12 protein-coding genes and 2 pseudogenes are annotated in these 18,199 nt (G+C 66.9%); 9 read left to right on the forward strand and 5 right to left on the reverse strand.

Going from position 1 to position 18,199, the window contains the following annotated elements; translation table 11 throughout:
- Positions 1-657: 657 nt before the first annotated feature.
- From IEJ02_RS31180 to IEJ02_RS31190, 3 genes are all read right to left on the reverse strand, one after another.
- Positions 658-876 (reverse strand): hypothetical protein, encoded by a 219-nt coding sequence (locus tag IEJ02_RS31180; protein WP_086881444.1) that lies wholly within the window; start codon positions 874-876, stop codon positions 658-660.
- 340 nt (positions 877-1,216) lie between these two features.
- Positions 1,217-1,507: a hypothetical protein gene (locus IEJ02_RS31185; RefSeq protein WP_191067884.1), complete on the reverse strand. Its 291-nt coding sequence runs from the start codon at positions 1,505-1,507 to the stop codon at positions 1,217-1,219.
- Positions 1,497-2,063, reverse strand: coding sequence for a bifunctional DNA primase/polymerase (locus tag IEJ02_RS31190; RefSeq protein WP_191067885.1), 567 nt, complete (start codon positions 2,061-2,063; stop codon positions 1,497-1,499). The genes IEJ02_RS31185 and IEJ02_RS31190 overlap by 11 nt, the downstream gene beginning before the upstream one ends.
- Positions 2,064-2,253: 190 nt before the next feature.
- Here IEJ02_RS31190 and IEJ02_RS31195 point away from each other — a divergent pair, with 190 nt between their 5' ends.
- Positions 2,254-3,720 carry an NsdA family TPR-like regulatory protein gene (locus IEJ02_RS31195; protein WP_223864770.1) on the forward strand — a complete coding sequence of 489 codons (1,467 nt, stop codon included), beginning with the start codon at positions 2,254-2,256 and terminating at the stop codon, positions 3,718-3,720.
- Positions 3,721-3,979: 259 nt separating this feature from the next.
- The gene (locus IEJ02_RS31200) at positions 3,980-4,516 is read left to right on the forward strand and encodes a nuclease-related domain-containing protein (protein WP_223864781.1); all 537 of its coding nucleotides are present in this window, start codon (positions 3,980-3,982) and stop codon (positions 4,514-4,516) included.
- Between the two features lie 24 nt (positions 4,517-4,540).
- On the opposite strand, the gene IEJ02_RS31205 is transcribed toward IEJ02_RS31200, so the two are convergent.
- On the reverse strand, positions 4,541-4,840 hold the full coding sequence (locus IEJ02_RS31205; RefSeq protein ID WP_317985969.1) for a hypothetical protein: 300 nt from the start codon (positions 4,838-4,840) through the stop codon (positions 4,541-4,543).
- A gap of 217 nt (positions 4,841-5,057) precedes the next feature.
- Positions 5,058-5,804: a hypothetical protein gene (locus tag IEJ02_RS31210; RefSeq protein ID WP_191067887.1), complete on the reverse strand. Its 747-nt coding sequence runs from the start codon at positions 5,802-5,804 to the stop codon at positions 5,058-5,060.
- A gap of 301 nt (positions 5,805-6,105) precedes the next feature.
- On the opposite strand from IEJ02_RS31210, the gene IEJ02_RS31215 reads away from it, so the two are divergent.
- The 7 genes and pseudogenes from IEJ02_RS31215 to IEJ02_RS31235 all read left to right on the forward strand — a co-directional run bounded on the left by IEJ02_RS31215 (position 6,106) and on the right by IEJ02_RS31235 (position 18,138).
- Complete coding sequence (locus IEJ02_RS31215) at positions 6,106-6,303, forward strand: hypothetical protein (protein WP_191067888.1); 198 nt, start codon at positions 6,106-6,108, stop codon at positions 6,301-6,303.
- Between the two features lie 94 nt (positions 6,304-6,397).
- Positions 6,398-6,570 (forward strand): annotated as a pseudogene (locus tag IEJ02_RS49085) (bifunctional DNA primase/polymerase); the annotation flags it as partial.
- 224 nt (positions 6,571-6,794) lie between these two features.
- Positions 6,795-6,952: pseudogene (locus IEJ02_RS49090) on the forward strand (DNA-binding protein); the annotation flags it as partial.
- Between the two features lie 102 nt (positions 6,953-7,054).
- Positions 7,055-8,485, forward strand: a complete 1,431-nt coding sequence (locus IEJ02_RS31220) for a hypothetical protein (RefSeq protein WP_191067889.1) — start codon at positions 7,055-7,057, stop codon at positions 8,483-8,485.
- Between the two features lie 126 nt (positions 8,486-8,611).
- Entirely contained in the window at positions 8,612-9,817 is a 1,206-nt protein-coding gene (locus tag IEJ02_RS31225) for a serine/threonine-protein kinase (protein WP_191067890.1), read from the forward strand.
- Positions 9,818-9,895: 78 nt separating this feature from the next.
- A complete protein-coding gene (locus IEJ02_RS31230; protein ID WP_191067891.1) occupies positions 9,896-12,940 on the forward strand; it encodes a DEAD/DEAH box helicase in 3,045 nt (1,014 codons plus the stop codon).
- A gap of 11 nt (positions 12,941-12,951) precedes the next feature.
- Entirely contained in the window at positions 12,952-18,138 is a 5,187-nt protein-coding gene (locus tag IEJ02_RS31235; RefSeq protein ID WP_191067892.1) for a DNA methyltransferase family protein, read from the forward strand.
- Positions 18,139-18,199: the final 61 nt, after the last annotated feature.

Genomic DNA, 18,199 nt, shown 5'->3' on the forward strand with positions numbered 1-18,199 from the left:
GACCGACAACTCCACCAGCGCCAATCCCGGCCTCCTGCCACGCACCGCAACGACGCGCACAGAAAAGCCGATCACGGCCACTGTCAACCATCAGCTGGGACCGAAGTGTCAAGCATCTCCCGGGACCGGACACGCGACGCTTGCGAGCTTGGCTCAAACTTTCTCTACGTCTTCAAGGGCGGCGCATGCGCGCCGCCGGGCGCCCCGCCGCCCCGTCCGGGCTGCGGCGCTGGGGCGCCGGTCCCGGCCGGACGGACGGGACGCCCGTAGCCAATGCGCGTCAGGGCGTTTCAAGTTCATGGCTGGGGCGGGCGGCCGAAGAGTCTTGAGCCACCTCCCCGGTTCGGGTCCCGCGTCGAGCAAGACCAGGGGGCCACTCGTGCTAATTGCGGGCAGGTCCAAAGCCTGCCCGAGTTGCCAACCAGCGTACGGCCCCCTGATCATGCTCGACCCCAAACCGGGCAGGCCACCGGCCCAACACTCTCCGGCCGCCCGCGTGCCCACGCTCGACACTCCCCGGCCCCGGTAAGACACCACGGCCCCGCACACCAACCGCAGTTAATCGGTGGCGCGCGGGGCCCGAAGCATGATGTTCCCGCGAGTTCTTCCGTATTCGCGACCCTAACCCGAATCGGTCGCCATGGGTGATGCAAATATTCAGCGCGTTATTTCGATGATGCTGAGCCGTTTGGCGAACAAGGGGACAGCAGGGCCAAGCGTGAACGGTTCGCTCGTGTCGAGGATCAACCGCTTCCCACCGCCATGTAAGGCAAACATGTTGTCCACGCGGGATTCCGTCCCGCCGATATTCACAATGTCGCCTATCCGCACAGTGGACGCGTAGACAGTCACGACGCGCACCAACTCGCTCCGCATGCCAACCCCTACCCCTCGGCGCCAGGCTGCCGAGGCACACGAGGCCGCTCGCCGTCAGCGCTCGCCCCCACCTGCTCCGCCATCTCCAAAGCAAGCCCCGTGACGAGCATTCCGACCAGGTACTGAACCGCCTCCGGCCGCACCTCCCCGAGGCACACCATTCCCTCACCGGCAACATTCACGTCAGCCCTGAGCCCCGGGAAATCGGATTCCAACCCCACCGCCCGCAACTTCTCCGCAAGAGCCTCCGCACCCCGCTTCGCAGCCGCCCAGCCCCGTACATACGGCACCTCCGGCGCAAGATCCTCCGCGCGCCTCGCGCACACACCTCGTGGGTCCGTCACGGCTTCCTCCCCTGTGCTTGGTTGCGAAGATCATTCGGGCACGAAATGGCACGGCGCAGCAGCTCCGCCAATCGCTCGGCCGTCTCAGGAGAAACGCGCCCAAGCTCAATGAGCCCGTGTCCGAACGCATTCAGGTCGGCCCGGAGATACGGGAATTCCCGTTGCATGCCCACCGCGGTCAGGACATCCCGCAGGGCCGCCGCCGCATCACGCGCCGCGTACCACTCCTGGCTTGTGTGTGGAGCCCAGGACGCGCTGTCATCCGACTTCCCGCCCTCACTGTGCATGGGCATCCTCCTGCCCAGAGCAAGACGCACCCGCGTCCGGCGCCCCTCGCTCGTTCTGCTCCTCGCCATACCGGTCGGCCCGCAACACCACCGAGGCGGCGGCAACGAACATGGCAGCCAGCGCGCCCAATCGCGCAGGGTTCGCCTCTGGCCTCCGCATCGGCGCGCGCAGCCATGCGTATCGATCCCCGCTGAGCGGCATCGGCCCAGGAACAACGACCACCGATTCCGGACCCAGGTACCGGTACTCCGGGGGATGTGGTGTCTCCCCCTTCACCTTGTCGTCGAACCTCTGACGCGACTTCGAAGGGAGGAAGAACCCGACCTGCTTCGCACCCCAGTCGGCCAGTACGGGGCCTATCGGCAAGCCACGTCGGTCCAACTGCTCGAACGTCTCCAGGCCGATCCGCTGCTCAATCACCACCACGTCGAAGAAGCGTCCCGTGGGCAGCGTGTACGGACTACGCGGATCCCGCGTCCATGCCGCCCGGCACTCCTCTGGGCTATCCGCCGCAGCGGACAGCCACTGAACCCCCCGTTTCGTCATCATCTGCATGGCGCCCCACTTCGCTAGCCTCGCCGACGACCTGTCAGCCGCCGCAGAACTAGCGTCTGTCCCACGCCCCTGAGCTGGGCAGATGACGAGGGGTGATGCGGGATGACGCCCACCACCAACCCACGTCACCCCACGTCATCTCTTTCCACGCACGACCAACCTGAAATACCGCTCCCATCAGCGGCTTTGATTGCGTAGATTCAAGGGAACGCAAAGTGACAGCTTCGTCACTCAGGAGGAGGCGAGCACCACGGACTCGGCACCACCGTTCGGCACGCTCCTGCGCGAGACCCGGAAGAACCGCGGTTGGGGTCAGCTGCGCCTGGTGCGAGAGATGCGCGCCGCCGCAGCGCGACGAGGAACAGCCCTTCCGACCGACGCCAGCGTCAAACGCCGCATCGCCAGCTGGGAGAACCTGCATAGCACCCCTGATGAGTTCTACGGGCCGCTGGTTTGCGAAGCGCTCGAGATGACCGCCGCCGAGCTCGGGCTGAACCACCTCACCGGCCAGGACACCCAACTCCTTGAGACCCGCTATCCACCCACCCCGGAGGATGCGTTCAGAGCAGTCGATCAGCTCTGGCGCGCGGACTTGCACGGGTACGAACCGCTGGTGCTGTCCGAGCCGTCACAGCCCGCGTGGAGCGAAGCGTCTCTCCGGTGGCTCGTAGCACCTGAGCCATCCTTCCCCGCAGCCCCGAGGAAGGGCAGTGCCCGCGTCGGCCTCGCAGACGTGGCAATGGTCAAGTCCACCAGCGGCATGTTCGCCCAGCTTGACGATCGATTCGGCGGAGATCACGCCCGCCACTCAGTGGTGCAGTACCTCAGCCGCGACGTCGCTCCTCTGCTCACCGGCCAGTACACGGAAGCTGTTGGACGCGCGCTCTTCTCGACCGTGGCGGAGTCCACGCTCCTCGCCGGGTGGATGTCCTACGATTCGTGCCATCACGGTCTCGCGCAGCGGTACTTCCTCCAGGCCCTCCGCCTCGCCCAGGATGGCGATGACCGCCGGCTGGCGGGAAGCATACTGTCGGCGATGAGCCACCAGGCCACGTTCCTGGGGCACTACACCGAGGCGGCCACGCTCGCCCGCGCCGCCCGCATGGGCATCTCAGGAGTCGCGACCCCAACCCTCATGGCCCAGTTCCACGCCATGGAGGCCCGCGCCTTGGCCCGCACAGGGGACACCCGCGCATGCGAACTTGCCCTGGCCGAAGCAGCCAAGGCGCTGGAGAGCCGCAACAGCGCCGACGAGCCCGAGTGGATCGCCTACTTCGACGAAGCCGAGCTAGCCGCCGAGGCCGCCCACTGCTTCCGCGACGTGAACAGCGCCCGCCGAGCCGTCGCCCACGCCGAGAACGCGATGAGCGGCAGCCATGTCCGGAGCGACTTCTTCGCAACGATGGTTCTGGCGGACGCGCACCTACGGGCAGGGGACCCCGAGGAAGCGTGCCGCGTAGCCCTGGACGCCCTCGACCTCGGTGAACAGCTCGAGTCCGCCCGCTGCGTGAGCTATCTCGCCGAGTTCCGGTCATCACCTCGCCAACGTCGGCGACACCTCAACCACCTGCGACTTCTACGGGCAAGCCGCCGACCACGAGCTGTGGACAGCTACCGCTCCAAACGCAGCCCCTTGATAGCAGGCAGGTGCTTGTAACTCTCCAGCACACGGAGGGAAAATGGAAATAATCCTTGCGATCATCGCTGTAACCCTAGTCTTCTGCTGCGATCGCCTCCTGAAAGCACGCGCGAGACGGAAGCGGAAGTTCCACCCAAACCACGCACACCCCATAAACCCCCGCCGCCCACAGAAAACCCGAGACGGAGTTCACTCCACCAAACCGAGCGGCAGTTTAATTCCTGCGAAATTCGACTTAGCGAACAACGAACCCGGCGAAGCTCTAACCAAGAGAGCAATGTCGGAGACAGGCAACCCCTTAGGCCATACTTCGTGGCATCTAGGTGCCGACGGCGAAGCGATGATGGCAGATCTACTCGACAGAGTATCGGGAGCCAGTTTCACAACTCTCCACTCAGTCCCCTGTCCAGTTGGAGGGGATATCGACCACCTAGTGATCGCCAAGACTGGCATCTGGACCATCAATACGAAGCATCACCCGAAGGCGGTCGTGGAAGTCATGAATGATGGTCTGCACGCCGAGAACACCGAAGATTCTGACTCTATGATCCGTCGGGCCAAAGAAGAGGCAAGCAGCGCAGCTTCTGTACTGACAGACGGTATGGGGCAGGCGATATTCGTGCGACCCGCTTTAGCGTATGTTGGCGGAGGGAGGGTCACAGGGACTCGCCAAGCATGCGGAGTCGTGGTGATGCGAGGAGAAGATCTTGCGCACTACCTCTCAAATCTTCCCCAAGTCCTAACAGCTCAGGAAGTCGCCGCTATTTACAGGACGGCACGAGATTCGCGCATTTGGTGGAATGCGAAAGAATGAACATAAGGCGACATTGAGCCGAAACTAGAATGGCTGCCATTCCTGACGTCCGCAACCAGTCCGAAGGGACTGCATACGCCGGTCGAACTCCTCAGCCGACTTCCTATTAGCGGGCACCTGCTGTCCGAGCCAAACCACCATCATCAGCTCGCGCAGGTCAGCCAGCACCGGATAGCCAGGCCAATTCATCAGATCGAACCCGTAGCGATAGACGAAAGCCTCATACTCCGAGCGCGTGTGCCAGCCGAAGCGGTCGTAGAAGATCGCAGTGAGGACGAGATCCCATTCCCGCGGAGCCAGTGTGAAGTCATCGAGATCGATCATGATGGCCTGACCGTCACGATGCCTGAGCACATTGCCTATGTTCGTGCGCAGGTTCGAATCCTGCCGGGGGCACTCGCCGACAGCCAGCGCAGATCACGCGCTGGCAAGGGCGGATGCCGTGAATGAAGAGCCGCGCCCAGTTCCACTGAGTGCGGCTCTTCGTCGTTGTTACGCGCTGATTGCGATAGAGCTGCGATAGGGCAGCACCCCGGGGGCATCACCAACTGGGCGGGGAGTCCAGTCGTTCGAGGTCGAGCTGGTAGGCGTTTCGCAACCGCATGAAGTCGTAGAAGTCACCCTGTGGCTCCCGCTTTACGACGAGCAAGCTCCGGGCCTCCAACTCCTTACGGGCCTTCGTCCAGGTGTCGGGAGACAGGCCGTAACGCTGACGCCTGGTCGTTGGGATATATCTCGCCTCGGAGTGCCCTCCCAGAACTTCGATGAGTGCAAACAGGACGGCTGTCGCGGTCGGCGACAAACACAGAAGCCACCCGTGGATCCAGAACCCCAGTGGCACCCCAACGTACCGGTTCCCGTCCCTCGGCTGGCTGTATTCCTTGCCGTCACCAGTTGCGCTTAGCAACGTGATCGCAGACGGGCGGCCCCACTGTGGTTCAAGACGAATGAACTGGTTGTCGCCAAGCCACTTCAAGTTGCTGGCGACCCTTCGCGGCCCCTTCTTCGGATCCAAGGCAAGCATCCGCGTCCAACCATGCGAGCTTGGTGGCGTCCTCAAGTCATACGGCTTTCCCGTGGCCATCATCGTGATGCACATATACAGCTTCAGCCGCACTTCACCGCCGCGCCCGCCCTGGATCAACCTGGCGAGCGGAGGTTCCTCCTCCGCACCCTCCGCAGCTATGACGAAGGCCGGCGGGAACGGAACGCGCCCCGACCTCTTCACCTTGTCGGCTGCACCCTTCAGCAGGCGGACCGCCTCGGCGCGCTGCTCGCCGCTCGACACGACTTTTACCTTCCTGCAGGAGGAACCGGGATCCGGGAGTACTTAGCGATACAAGGGGGTTCATGGTTCTTCTATAGATCCCGCCACGACGACAGGTGCACAGCTGTAAGAGCGGCATCACACTACAGCACAAACGCAGATGTCCACTGCACTGCCGCACCCTTCCCCCTTCAGGAAGGTAAATCATGCCTTTTGACCTGCGGTTTTTCCCCTGTCAGCATTCGTGGCGCGGTCGAGGGCAGATTGGCTACAACAGTCCTCGACACGGCAACGAGTCCATCGATGAGGGGATTGATGCAGGTTGTCCAACAATGATCAAGCACTGCGGAGCCTGTGGGCAGCGGTCATCATGCTTGGCGCGCTGGTCGCTGCGATGCTCTGCACGGCCGCTCTCTGGATGACCGGAGCACCTGTCTACGCCTCGCTGGCGTCAGGGGGCGCGGCCTTCATCGGCGCGGCAACCCTTGGCTTCACGCTCAGGAAGTTCATCACCGAGTAAGGGCCGGGCCGACTGCGCGACCCGAATCCGAAGCGGGGCACAGATTTCCTGGGCGGGGCGGGCACGGGTGACACCCGCCCCCACAGCTCCGGACGGTGCAACCGGGTGCCGCCACACGGAGCGGTTCGTTCGCACCGGCCTGGAACGCGGGCTTGCCCCGGCACGGGCCCGCACCGCATCCGGGGCGGGATCGCAGGCGTTCGGGGTGTCCCGGTTTCTCGCCGTCCAGCACGCAGCGTGCCTGGCCCGTGCGGACTGGAGGCCCTGTGCTGTGGGAGGTCACCTCCTACTCCAAGGCGTTGGCGCGGGAGGCGGCCGGCTTCGGAGGCGGGGTAGTCGACTTCGACAAGGCACGGTCGGCCCGCGACCAGTCGGCCGACCCGACCGCGTGCGTGATGGTCGACCGTCCGGCCTGCCCGCATACGTCGCCATACGTCGCCGCCACGGTGGCCCGCCAGATCGAGCACGACAACCTCAAGGAGCTCATCTCGGTCCTGGCCGACGCCGGCCTGCACGGTCACAAGTACGCCGTCGACGCCATGCTCAGCGCTACCGCCCTCGCTGCCCCCGGCCCACCACGGTTGTTACCTCCGATCCGGAAGACCTCATCACGCTGTGCGGCCCCCGCATCACCGTCTTCAAGGCCTGACACAGCCTCACTCCGGCCCAGCACTCCTCGTTACAGGGCCAGCAGCTCCAGGGAGTAATTTAGATAAAGACCATGGCCCAGACAGCTGGATAAGCTCCACGCGTGGCCTTCATCGTGACCTTGAGCGAGAACGAACTCAAAGCCAACCTGGGCAAGTTCAGGATTGAGCAGCGGTTGACCAAGTCCCGCCCCAAAAGCCTGAACATCAACGCGGCACTTGACGGCCCGCCCATCGCACTCTTGATCGGCGAGGCACCACCCCAGCCCGGCCGGGACCGATCACGGTGGCTGGCATGGATAGGCATCGTCGCTCGTCATGGCACTGTGGGAGCGGTCGACAAGAGCATCACCGTCGATCCGCTCCGAGAGTGCGGGCAAGTCGTTCCACTCGACGGCCCTGATGGCATCCTCCAGGACATACCAGCACCTCTGCGCCAAGAGTTCGACGATGCATCAGTGCCAGGCACCGTAGGTGCCTGCAGCAACCCCGTATGGCAATCGCTGGAGGGTGCGCTCCGCGCGGCACACCCCGATCTCGGGCCCCTGCTCGACTGGCTGATCGCCCAAGCCGACCCGCCTCTCTTCGGAAGCAGTGCGGCAGACGAGTCCTGGCAGGAGCAGCGCGATGCAACAGGAAGCCTGCTTCGCATCGCAGACTTCCCACTCGCCGCACTTGCTGCATGGCGACAGCCGCCGTCAGAAGACGACCCGTACACTGCCGGGCTGATTCCGCAGCCCGTGGAGCATAGCCTCATCGACTACGACGTCCGCGTCGCCGGCGAGGCATTCGGGATGTTCAGCGAATGGCAACAAGGCACCACGGTCCGCTGCGACATTCACGTACTCCACGACGCCTCAGGAAGGCGGCTCGAAGTGGTCAACGTCAACGCCACGCCGGTCGAATCGCGTCTGGGCACAGATATGCTCTACTACCACGAGCCCACCAAGAGCTTCGTCTTCGTCCAGTACAAGCGGCTTGATCCTGACACTCGCTCGATCTATGTGGACACACGGCTGAGACACCAACTCGACCGGCTCGAGGAAACAGCCAAGTTGAGCTGTCCTCCGACGCGGCCGAGCGAATGGCGGCTCGGCAACGACCCCTGCTTCCTGAAGCTGGCATATTGGCCACGGAATGCAGAAAAGCGCCCGACCCAAGAGCTCGCGCGAGGCATGTATCTGCCTGTCTCGTACGTCCGTCTCCTACTCGAAGACGACTCCACACGCGGTAAACGAGCGAACAGCACAGCGCGGATCCTCGGATACGATCATGTTGAACGGCATCTCACCAGCACTCAGTTCATCGACCTCGTCAAGCACGGTCTTGCTGGAACAGTAGGCACAACCAGGGAGCAGCTGTACGCATTGGTGAAGCGACGTGTGGACACCGGCCACAGCGTCGTGGTGGCTACGGAATCCAGCGAGGAGTCGGTCCGCGCGCGTCAGGCGCGCACTCGGAATCGGGGTGCCAAACGCAGGACCTATCTCCACCGCGCCTATAAGCAGAACCCGCCGGGCGGACTCCGTCAGTGAGAGCGGTGGGCAGTCTCCCGTGGGGCTACCCGTGGATGGCCCGCGCCATCCACATCCTCAGAGAGTGGTCTAGCGTGACGATGAGCACCGACCCCAGCACGCCCCGTCCCGAAAGCGAGGCCTCACGTGCACATCGCGCCCCTCAGCCCCGAGGACCCCGCCGAGCTCGGCGGGTACGAGTTGCTCGGCAGGATCGGGCACGGTGGCATGGGGCAGGTGTACCTGGGGGAGTCGCCGGGTGGGGAGCCGGCCGCTGTGAAGGTGATCAAGCCGTCTGTGGTGGACTCCGAGACGCGGCAGAGGTTCGCGCAGGAAGTGGAGATCCTCAAGACGGTCTGGGGGGCGCGGATCGCCGCCCTGTTGGACGCCGACGTGGAGGCGGACCCGCCATGGCTGGCCACCGAGTACGTCGAGGGGCTGGACCTGAGCCGACACGTGGGCAGTCACGGCCCGCTGCCCGCCCTGCTCACCGCCTCCCTGGGCGCGACGCTCGCCGAGGCGCTGGCGACTGTGCACAAGCAGGGTCTGCTGCACCGCGATCTCAAGCCCGCCAATGTGCTCCTGGGTCCGAACGGGCCGAAGGTCATCGACTTCGGGCTCGCCGTGTTCGCCGAGTCGAGCGTGTCGCTGACCTCCCCTAACACGGTCGTCGGCACCCCTTCCTGCATGCCCCCTGAGCAGGCGAACGGCAAGCGGCCGCTGACGCCCGCGGTCGATGTGTACGCGCTGGGCGCCGTGCTGCTGTTCGCCGCTTCTGGCCACCTCCCCTACCGGGCCGACAACATCCACGTCCTGTTCCACCAGATCGTCGATCCCACGACCGCCCCGGATCTGTCCGGGGCGCCGGATGAGCTGGTGCCACTGCTGACGGCGATGCTGGCCCACCGGGCGCAGGACCGGCCCCCGCTCGACGACGTGGTGCGGCAGTGCCGGGCGCTGATCGAAGCGCAGGGGCTGAAGGTCGCCCAGGCGCGGCGCAGGCTCACCAGCTACACGGCGGCTCCGGCGCACCTCTTGGACGAGCTGTTGGCCGTTCCACGAGCCGGGGCGTCTTCAAAGCCGCCCGCGGAGGCGGCCGACGCTCCGCCAAGCCGGCAGCAGCCGCCGGTGCCTCCTCCCGCCGCCTCCGCGGACGCCCCCGCCGCGCCGACCGCCGACCGCACGGGTCAAGGGGCAGCCCGCGGGGAGGCGTCCGGACAGACCCCCGCACGGCCCGCCACCCGCTCCAAGGACCGCGGTGCCACCGGGCGGCGCTCGCTGCGGCACAGCGCTCAGGCCCGTATCACCGCGCAGCGGCTGCGTGAGGCCTACGCCGCCAGTACGCCCTTCTGACCCATACGCCCGCCAGACCGGCGATACTTAACGGGCCCTTGAAGGGCCCGCCCCACGTACGACCTCAGGAGGCCACGGGTGACCGCCGTCCAGACCAGCGCGGAGCACAGCGGCGCAACAGCGGATCGGACGGTCCAGGACCAGTACCCGGCCGGCGCCCAGGTCCTCGTACGGGACGAGGAGTGGCTGGTCAGGAGTTCCGCGCCGACGGCGGAAGACGGCACCCGGCTGGAGGTCGTCGGGGTGTCGGAGTTCGTACGCGACCAGGAGGCGGTGTTCTTCTCCGGCCTGGACCGGATCGAGCTGCTGGACCCGCGCGACACCCGGCTGGTCCCGGACGACTCGCCGAACTACCGGCGCTCCCGACTGTTCCTGGAGGCGGTGTTGCGCCGCACCGCGCTGCCCCAGTCGGAGCGCCGGCTCGCCCTGGCCGACTCGTTCCTGCTGGACTCCTTGCCCTACCAGCGGCGCCCCGCCGAGCTGGCCCTGTCCGGCGCGAATCTCCGCCCGCGCCTGTTGATCGCCGACGTGGTGGGGTTGGGCAAGACCCTGGAGATCGGCTTGACGCTCGCCGAGCTGATCCGCCGCGGCCGGGGCGAGCGCATCCTCGTCGTCACCCCGCAGCATGTGCTGGAGCAGTTCCAGCACGAGCTGTGGACACGCTTCTCGATCCCCCTGGTACGGCTGGACTCGGTCGGTATCGAGCGGATCCAGCGGGAGATCCCGGCCGGCCGCAACCCCTTCACCTCCTTCAAGCGGGTCATCGTCTCCATCGACACCCTCAAGAACGCCGATCAGTACCGGCACCATCTGGAGCAGATCCGCTGGGACGCCGTCGTCATCGACGAGTCGCACAACCTGATCAACCGCGGCTCCCTGCGCAACCAGCTCGCGCAGGTCCTCGCTCCCCGCACCGACGCCCTGATCCTTGCCTCCGCCACCCCGCACAACGGCGACGCGCGGTCGTTCGCCGAGCTGATCAGCCTGCTGGATCCGGCGGCGATCCGCGACCCGGAGAACTACCGCGCCGACGACATCAAGCACCTGTTCATCCGCCGTACGAAGATCAGTCCCGAGGTCCGCGAGCAGATGAAGGGCCAGTGGGCGGACCGCGGGCCCTCCCGGTCGGTGCACTGCCCGGCGACCCCGGCCGAGGAGAAGATCTTCGAGGAGCTGGCGTCCGTCTGGCTGCCCCGTGACGGCGCCACCTCGGTGAGCTCGGTCCCCCTCTTCCCGTACACGCTGCTGAAGTCGTTCCTTTCCTCCCCCGCCGCCCTTAAGGCCACCGTCTCGGCGCGCGTCAAGACCCTGGAGAAGAAGGACGACCCGCGGGGCACCGCCGCCGAACTGGCCGCGCTGGAAAGACTGTCGGAGCTGGCCGCCGATCTGACCGAGGCCGACTCGGCGAAGTTCTCCGCCCTCGTGCACGAGCTCAAGGAGGAGATCGGTGTCGGCCCCACCTCCGATGAGCGGGTCGTCGTCTTCTCCGAACGCGTGCAGACCCTCCAGTGGCTGGCCCAGGTGCTTCCGGCCGAACTCGGCTTCAAGGGCCGCGCGGCCCGCGACTGCGTCCGCGTCATGCACGGCGGCCTCTCCGACGAGCAGCAGATGGCCTGTGTGGAGGAGTTCGGCCTGGCCGACACGCCCGTACGCGTGCTGCTGACCGGCGACGTGGCCTCCGAGGGCGTCAACCTGCACCGCCAGTGCAACCAGCTGATCCATTACGACGTGCCGTGGTCGCTGATCCGCATCGAGCAGCGCAACGGCCGCATCGACCGGTACGGGCAGGCCCGGCCACCGCAGTTCCGCGCGCTGATCCTGACCAGTGAGGTCGAGGGCGCCAAGGACGACACGGTCGTCGCCGAGCGGCTGCTGGACCGCGAGGACCAGGCCCACCGCTCCCTGGGCACCGCCGAGGCCGTGACCGGCCTGTACCGGGCAGAGGCGGAGGAGAAGTCCCTCATCCAGGACCTGCTGCGCGGGAAGTCCGTGGACGAGTCCCTGGATTCCCGCCGCCCCGGCGCGAACGGCGGGGACGGAGGGGACGCGGGCATGGACGACTTCCTCGCCGACTTCTTCGGCTCGGTCGGCGACGAACCGGCGGACCTGCACGAGCCATCCCAGTCGGCCGGTGCGGCCGCTCCCGAAGGCTCCGGGCGTACGGCCGCGCCCGGCGCGGCTTCGGCGGCGTCCGGCCGCGCCAGCGGCTCCCCCGTGATCCCCCGCCTCTTCGACTCCAGCGCGCACTTCCTGGACGAGGCGCTGGGCGAGGTCTACCCCGACGCCCACGACCGGCTGGAGCTGGACCGCGACCCGCAGTCGGGCCTGCTCTCCTTCCGCCCGCCCGCCGATCTCGTCCACCGTCTCAGGGCCCTGCCCATGGACTATCTCCGCGAGCAGCGGCTGCGCGATCGCCTCCTCGTCACCTTCAATCGCCGCCTCGCCGAGCACTCCCTCCAGCGGGCCCGGGAGTCCTCGACTTCCAGCTGGCCGGAGATCTCCCTGCTGACCGACCTGCATCCGGTCGTCGAGTGGCTCACCGACAAGGTGCTCGTCCGCCTGGGCCGCCAGGAAGCTCCCATGATCACCGCGAACGTGGCGGAGCCGATCTACCTGATCCAGGGCGTCTACTCGAACAAGCTCGGCAAACCCACCGTCGTCAAGTGGATGGGCGTGACCCGCAAGGGCGCGGTCGACGACGACATGGTGTCCCTGCTGCGCCGCTGTGGGGTCGGCCCGAGCATGGCCAACAAGCGCCACTACCGCGACCCCGGGCCGCTGCGCGAGGCCCTGCCCGAAGTCCTGCGCACGGCGGAGACGTTCCTCGACGAGCGCCGCGACGCCTGGGACGAACCGCTGCGCGAGCCCATCGCGGAGTACAAGCGCCGCCTCGCCACCTGGCACCAGCCCACCCTCGCCGGAGAGCGCGCCAAGGAGCGCCTGGCCGATCTCGCCGACTCCCTGCTCACGACGGGCCGCCCGCTGCTGCGGGTCCTCGCGGTGCTCCTCCCGGACCCCGACCGCAAGCGCGACGACCATGACGGGCCACCCCCCGTCACCCTCGGTCCCCCGCCGCTGTCCGTGCCCGCCGCCTGGTGGCTCCGCGCCCCCGTGACCCGCTGAGAGAAGCTGTCATGACGTACGACTCCCTGGTCAACCGCGGCGACTACTTCTCGGCCCACTACCTGGCCGAGGTGCTGCCCAAGGACCTCAAGTCGGGCCTGCTCCAGACGTGGAAGGAGCGCGAGGAGGCCGCGAGGCCCGCGACGCGGACCGACGGCGCCCCGCAGCCCGAACAGACCGGACAGCCCGGACAGCCCGAGGCGGCGGCCCCCGGCGGCGGCGAACTGCCCGTGACCCCCCGGACCGGGCTGCGCGAACTGCGCCGCTCCTACTTCAGGGCCCGCTCCTTCTTCGCCCTCCCCGAGGACGAGGACGGCATCGCCGCCGTATCCGACACCGACGACGACACGCTGACGTACGGCTCCCCGGAGTGGCGGGAGCGGGTCCGGTCCCTCAACGCCGAGGTGCTGCGCGCCCTCGGCTACGACGCGAAGCCGCGCACCCTCACGAAGGAGCGCGCGGGCCAGACGTACGAGATCCCCGTCGCGCACTCCGAGAAGGGCCTGGTCGCCCTGGACTGCGGCTGGGCCGCCGAACCGGACGCCGCCCTCGAGTCCGAGGGCCGGGGCCGGTTGCTGGAGCAGGTCGTGCTCGACGGCTCGACCACCCTCACCACCGGCTCCAAGCTGGCCTCGTTCCTCTTCGCCTGCGAGGAGCCGCCCCGGTACGTGCTGCTGCTCGGCGGCGGCGTGATCGTCCTGGCCGACCGCGCGGTGTGGGGCGAGGGTCGCTATCTCGCCGTCTCCCTCGACACGGCGTTGCAGCGCAACGACACCCGGGCGGGTGGCGAACTCGACACCGTGGCCGCCCTGTTCGGCGCGGACTCGCTGCTCACCCCCGAGGAAGGCGGCGAGAACCCCCTCGCCGAACTCCTCGGCAAGTCGTCCAAGCACGCCGTGGGCGTCTCCAGCGAGCTGCGCGACGGCCTCCGGACGAGCGTCGAGCTGATCGCCAACGAGGTGCTGGCCCGGCTGGCCGAGCAGGGCGTCAGCCCCGAGGACATCGGCGAGCTCCCGGAGCTCGGCCGCCGGCTGACCCGCGAGTCGCTGCGCTACCTGTACCGCATCCTGTTCCTGCTGTATGCCGAGGCCCGCCCCGAGCTGGGCATCCTCCCCGCCGAGTACCCCGAGTACCAGCAGGGGTACGGGCTGGGGCGGCTCGGCGAGCTGATCGCCGACCGCCAGCCGGTCGGTGAGGAGGCCCGTAGGGGCTTCTACCTGTACGAGTCCCTGGACCTGCTGTTCCTCAAGGTGCAGGTCGGCTATCGGTCTAGGCGCACGCATGGTGTGGAGACCGATCCGGTGGGCGAGAAGACCAGCGAGGACGCCGGCCTGCGCTTCGAGCCGCTGCACAGCAAGCTGTTCGAGCCCGAGTCGATCCGCCTCATCGGCGCCGACACCCTCCCCGACCCGCGCCACGACTCCGACGAGGCCCTGGCCCGGGGCGAGTCCGTCCGCTACCTCGACACGCGGCTGCGCAACGCCACGCTGTACGAGGTGCTGCACCGCCTGATGATCACACGAGGCAAGAAGGGCGAGCGTGGCGGCTTCATCTCGTACGCCCAGCTCGGCATCAACCAGCTCGGGGCGGTGTATGAGGGCCTGATGTCCTACAGCGGCTTCATCGCGGGCGAGGAGCTGTACGAGGTCGCCAAGGGCGGCGACCCGAAGGACGGCTCCTGGCTGGTGCCTCACTCGAAGGTCGACGAGTATCCGGATTCGGTGTTCGTGCGGCGGCAGGACCGGGACACGGGCGAAGTGCTGCGGGTGCGGCATGCCCCGGGCTCGTTCGTGTACCGGCTCTCGGGCCGCGACCGCCAGACCTCCGCCTCCTACTACACGCCCGAGTCGCTGACCAAGGTCACCGTGCAGCTCACCCTCCAGCAGCGCCTGGACCAGGACGGCACGACGACGGACGCGCGGGAGCTGCTGGAGTGGCGGATCTGTGAGCCGGCGCTCGGCTCCGGGGCGTTCCTCAACGAGGCGATCAACCAGGTCGCGGCGGAGTATCTGCGGCGCAGGCAGCGCGAGCTTGGGCAGTCGATCGACACCGAGCAGTACGCCGTCGAGCTCCAGAAGGTCAAGGCGTACATCGCCCTGCACAACTCGTACGGCGTCGACTTGAACGAGACGGCCGTGGAGCTGGCCGAGGTCTCGCTCTGGCTCAACACCATGCACCCGGGCATGGAGGCCCCTTGGTTCGGTCTGCACCTGCGGCGCGGCAACTCGCTGATCGGCGGGCGACGCGAGGTGTACGCGGCGGACAGGTTGAAGAAGGACGGCTGGCTGGGGAGTACGCCGGAGCGCTTCCCGCTGGCCGATGCGCTGGGGGGCGAGGCACTGCCGGAGGGGGCGGTGCACCACTTCCTGCTCCCGGCGAAAGAGTGGGGCGCGGTAGCGGCCGAGAAGGAGGCGAAGGCACTCGCGCCGGAGGCCGCGAAGGCGCTGGCCGCGTGGCGTAAGGCGATCACGAAGTCGCCGACGGCCAGGCAGACGGCCCGGCTGCAGGGGCTGGCCCGGCGGGCCGAGTACCTGTGGGGGTTGGTGGTGCGGCGGCTGGAGCTGTCGGAGCGGGACATCTCGCGGCGGATCGCGGTGTGGGGTGCGGAGGACGGCTGGCTGCGGCAGCCGGAGGTCGCGGTGCAGCGGGAGGGGGTCCTGGCGGATCTCCATGCAGAGGACACCCCGTACTGGCGGCTCAAAAAGCTCATGGACACGTGGTGCGCGCTGTGGTTCTGGCCGGTGCAGAGCGCTTCGCTGCTGAACGGTACGGATGAGCAGTACGCGCGGGCGGAGGCACTGGCGGAACGGGCGGCGGAGTTCGAGGCGGGGGAAGCGGAGTCGGTTCCGCCTGCGGCCGAGGAGGACTCCGGGGTTCTGATGGCGTGGGAGGCGGACGCCCTTCCTGGCTTCACGGCCGAGCCGAAGCAAATGACGCTGACCCGCGACTCGGTGTCCCGCCGCCGCACGGGCCGCCGCGTGGAGCAGGTCAAGGGACAGCGCCGCCCGGTCATCCCCTTGGCGAACCTGGACGACTGGCTCGACTTCGCGGAAGCGTTGCTCGGTACGCAGGATGTGCCGGCCGAGTCGTTGGTCTCGACGTTCGAGACCTTGGAGGACCTGTCGGTGTACGAGGACGAGCTGCCCGAGTGGATGGGGATGGATCGCTTCCAGTGGCTGGAGATCCGGTTCCCGTGGACGGGGGTCGCGAAGGATGTCGCGAAGGCGCAGGGGTTCTTCCACTGGGAGCTGGAGTTCGCGCAGGTGTTCGCGCGGGGCGGGTTTGATCTGCAGGTGGGGAACCCGCCGTGGGTGAGGCCTCGGTGGCAGGAGGATGTGGTCCTGGCGGAGCTGGAGCCGTGGTTCGTGCTGGAAGACAAGCCGAGTGCGGCGGACTGGCGCCTCCACAAAGAAGACGTACTGGCAACGCGTGCAGGCGGCCTGGATTTCCTGCTCAACGAGCTGGCCAACCATGCAGGGGCCGTCGCCACGCTGGGCAGCCCGGCTACGTATCCGCTTCTGGTCGGTACCCAGGGCGACCTCTACCGGGCATTCCTGGGTCGGGTGTGGCAGCATAGCGCACCGCACGGCAGGGCCGGCCTGATCCACCCGGACACGCACTTTAGCGGCGTACGGGAGGGGGCGATTCGGGCCGCCGCGTATCGACATCTCCGAGTTCACGCACATTTTGTGAACTCGTCGAACTGGGCATTCGAAGACCTCAACCGGTCTGCAGAATTCGGGATGCACATCTACGGTACGCCGCAAGAGCCTGAATTCGTGCACCTCAGCGAACTACGTGATGTCGAAGCCCTGCTCGGTTCTCTGACCCATGGCGGGCAAGGCCCGACGCCCGGCATCAAACACAACGGCTCTTGGGACATCCGGCCACACCGCGAGCGTGTGGTGCACGTGGACACAGCCTTGCTGGCCAGTTGGCAGGCGCTGACTGGCTCAACAGGTGGAGCGGCGCAGGCGCCTCTGCTGTACCCGGTCCTCGTTGGCGAACAAGGGGCGATCGAGGCATTGGCTGCTTTTCCCAACAGAGTGACAGATCACCGACCGATGACCTCCAGCGGTTTCCACGAGACCAACGCTAAGAAGGAGGGACTGATCCACTGGGTCAACAAGTCCGTCCCGGATATCAAGGATGTCATCCTCCAAGGACCACACTTCGCCTCGGCTCTTCCCTTCTCGAAGCAACCCAAGGTCCCCTGCCGCAGTAATAGAGACTGGGATTCACTCGCGCCAGCGGAAATTCCTGAGACGTTCACCCCTGTAACTAACTACGCGCGGGCCACCGACGAAGCAACGTACCTGGCAGCGCAGGACTCTTGGCTCGGAAGACCCTCCACAACGTACTTCCGACTTTCCTGGCGTAAAATGATCCCCTTCGACAGTAGCCGGTGTCTGCATGCTGCTCTCGTCCCACCCGGCCCCGCGCACACCAACGCGGTGTACAGCATGGCCATGAGGGATAATCGGCTAACCGCCCTCACCGCAGGTTTCTGGGCCGCCCTCCCGCTCGATTACATGCTCCGCATCACCGGCAAAGCAAACCTTCATTCAGCAGATGCCCTGGGGATGCCCGCCCCCGAACCAACGCACCCCCTCGCCCCCGCCCTCCTCCTCCGCACCCTCCGCCTAAACGCCCTCACCTCCCATTACGCGGCTCTCTGGACGGAGCTGTTCGACCCTCAATGGGCGGGCTACGAGGACTGGGCTAATCCCGACTGGCCCCATCTAAAGCCCCTCGCCGCTGGTCTCAAGCCGATCTGGGAGTACAGCACCCCGCTCCGCACCGAGCACGAGCGCCGGGCCGCGCTCGTCGAGTTGGACGCCCTCGTCGCCGTCTGGCTCGGCATCACCGCCGACCAACTCGTCGCGATCTTCAAGTCCCGCTATCCACAGTTGTACGACTACGAGTCGGCGACCTACTTCGACGCCAACGGCCGCAAGATCGCAGGCGACTTCAACACCTACGGCCACGGTCAGACCAAGCAGGACTACCTCGACCTGCTTTCTCATCTAGAAGACCCGGAGGGCACCCCGCCCCCGGACGGTTACCAGGGCCCCTTCTACAAGGCAGACCGGGAGGCCGAGATGAGAGCCGCACACGCGCACTTCCAAGCGCGGCTGGACGCGGAGATCGCCGCTGGGCGCTGGGCGCCGCCCGTTCGCGAAGAAGCGGATGTGTAGTTAGTCGGCAGTGGCTGGACAAGGATCTGCCCCTGACACCTGGTGTCAGGGGCAGACGCTC

The organism is Streptomyces sp. 5-10 (assembly GCF_014712245.1).
Taxonomy (GTDB): domain Bacteria; phylum Actinomycetota; class Actinomycetes; order Streptomycetales; family Streptomycetaceae; genus Streptomyces; species Streptomyces violaceusniger.

Excerpts from the sequence above, each read along its gene's own strand:
- IEJ02_RS31180 (WP_086881444.1), bottom strand. The coding sequence starts at position 876 with ATGCGGAGCGAGTTGGTGCGCGTCGTGACTGTCTACGCGTCCACTGTG.
- IEJ02_RS31185 (WP_191067884.1), bottom strand. The coding sequence starts at position 1,507 with ATGCACAGTGAGGGCGGGAAGTCGGATGACAGCGCGTCCTGGGCTCCA.
- IEJ02_RS31190 (WP_191067885.1), bottom strand. The coding sequence starts at position 2,063 with ATGCAGATGATGACGAAACGGGGGGTTCAGTGGCTGTCCGCTGCGGCG.
- IEJ02_RS31200 (WP_223864781.1), top strand. The coding sequence starts at position 3,980 with ATGTCGGAGACAGGCAACCCCTTAGGCCATACTTCGTGGCATCTAGGT.
- IEJ02_RS31205 (WP_317985969.1), bottom strand. The coding sequence starts at position 4,840 with ATGATCGATCTCGATGACTTCACACTGGCTCCGCGGGAATGGGATCTC.
- IEJ02_RS31235 (WP_191067892.1), top strand. The coding sequence starts at position 12,952 with ATGACGTACGACTCCCTGGTCAACCGCGGCGACTACTTCTCGGCCCAC.